1 protein-coding gene is annotated in these 2,510 nt (G+C 31.6%); it reads right to left on the bottom strand.

Annotated elements, in window-relative coordinates; translation table 11 throughout:
• The coding region (locus tag CD111_RS10130; RefSeq protein ID WP_142380958.1) for an SdrD B-like domain-containing protein at positions 1-2,289 on the bottom strand (2,289 nt) is incomplete at its 3' end.
• Between the last annotated feature and the right edge of the window lie 221 nt (positions 2,290-2,510).

Genomic DNA, 2,510 nt, shown 5'->3' on the forward strand with positions numbered 1-2,510 from the left:
TGTTAATGTAACCGTTACATCTTTGATGCCTGGTTCATTATCATCTTGAATACCATCTTTATTTGTATCTTCCCATACTTTGTCTCCAACATTATAGACTGTTTGAACTAAACCTAAGTCTAAACTCATATCATCGGCACCATTTATTTGCACATCAATATCTGTTCCGTTGGAATCTAAATTATTATCCGTACCAGCATTAGAATTTGTAATTTTATAACCATCTGGAACTTCAAAATTAATTTTATATTTTTCTCCGTCTAATAAACCACCAAATTCATAATGTCCATTAGCATCTGTACGAACACCTTTAGTTGAACCATCTGGATACGTAATTGTAACCAATACATTAGGCACACCAGTGTTTGCTTCATTTTGGATACCATCTTTATTGGTATCTAACCAAACGTAGTCACCAATTTTATATCTTTTCGGAATTTCATTCCCGCTTCCATCTGCAGTATCACTATTTTTAACAATCATGTTAGAATAATATGCATTATAATAAGAACCAGTATTATCAGCAGCGTCCATTGTTATTCTTTGTGAAGCCGGACCTGTTTTAGTCTTATCTATATAACTAACAACTCTAACAACATATACATCGCTTATATTACCTAATCTAAATTCAGCAGTGTTATTAGAATAGTAACTAATTTGTGGATTTATTTTTGTTAACGCACTGAAATCTTGAATTTTCATACTGCCAGGTAGCATATCTCTGTTTGGCACTTTATATACTTCTATTAAAGTATTTCTGTCAATAACTGCGCTACTATTAGAACCATTACGGCCAACTCTTATTGTAGTATTGTAAGCATTTAAGGCTTTAGGATTAATATATCCAATTTGTTCTAATCTCCCAGTCTCCGGATCAAAGCTAGTGTAGGTTGTTTGGATGTTTGCTGGTCCATTAACTTCAGGATCTAAATATGTAACTGAATAATTCTCAGTTACAGTCGTATCACCTATAGTAAATGTTACAGGTATGCTATTCGTATTATTAAGTACAACATTTCTATCAATATAATGTTCTAAATGTAATACTGCTTTCACATTTTCATATCTGTCTACATAATCAGTAAAAGTATATGTTGTTTCTTTTGTTGTCTCATCATATGATCCAGTAGCAATAACTTCTCCAGAGCGATCAACAATATCAATCGGTTTATATACTTCATTAGGTGCTGGCAAATCATCTGTAGTCATATTTTCCGAATGTTTTAGTGTGAATGTATCGCCTGATTTGGCTGAATTGTCTACATTAAATGATACATTTATCGAAATAGCTTCCCCGTCTGTAGGATATACCTTATGATCGTTGACACTACTTGGAATTAAATTACCATTAAAATCATAATGACCCAAGTCACCAAGTGTGATATTAATGTTTTTTAGGGCTTGATTTGGTGCTAATAATGTATTAGCCATTCTTTTATTTCTAGTTAATAATTTATCAGGTTCTACACTTCTATTTGCTGGTGTTGTAGAAACTGGTGTTGCTAACATCTTCTCTTTTTCTCGTTTTTCAGAAACTGCCTTTAAAATCGCTTGATCAATTTCTTTCATATCTAAATTAGAATAATCTAAGTTTAAAGAATCTAAGTTTGATTTAACTTCTTCTGCTGTTAGTCCAGTTTCTGAAGTATAGTGATTTAATAACATATTTTCTTTTTCTTTACTAGATTGTAAAGAATTTATATTATCAACCTTCAAATTAGATGAACTGTTTAATGCTTCTTCTGGTGTTGCTTCTTTAGGTTGTTCTTCTGTACTTGCTTCTTCTGATGTTGCTTCTTTAGGTTGTTCTTCTGTACTTGCTTCTTCTGGTGTTGCTTCTTTAGGTTGTTCTTCTGTACTTGCTTCTTCTGGTGTTGCTTCTTTAGGTTGTTCTTCTGTACTTGCTTTTTCTGGTGTTGCTTCTTTAGGTTGTTCTTCTGTACTTGCTTCTTCTGGTGTTGCTTCTTTAAGTTGTTCTTCTGTACTTGCTTCTTCTGGTGTTGCTTCTTTAGGTTGTTCTTCTGTACTTGCTTCTTCTGGTGTTGCTTCTTTAGGTTGTTCTTCTGTACTTGCTTTTTCTGGTGTTATTTCTTCAGATTGTAATTTCCCGTTTGTCATTTCAATATCTTTTTCTTGTGCTCTTATAGTTTCCTCAGTCGTTGTTGATGACTGCTCTTCTGCTTTAACTACATTATCAGCTGAAAATGCTAAAAATACACCTAAAAGTATTGAACCCGTTCCCACTGAATATTTTCTGATTGAAAAACTTTGTCTAACTCTTTTGTTCAAATCTATCTCTCCCTATTTACATTTCTAGTAATATAAAACACAAATTACCATTATAAGGATTATATACCAACATCAAAATTAAATCAATAATGTATTTATATTATATTAGTGTTTTTAAACAATAGGTTTTGTAATTACAAATTTATTGTTAAGTATTTGTTGATTAAATGTTTTGATAGTTCTAAATATTTTGAATAATAGATTTTTAGTGATTATAATAC

Source organism: Mammaliicoccus stepanovicii, assembly GCF_002902525.1.
Taxonomy (GTDB): domain Bacteria; phylum Bacillota; class Bacilli; order Staphylococcales; family Staphylococcaceae; genus Mammaliicoccus; species Mammaliicoccus stepanovicii.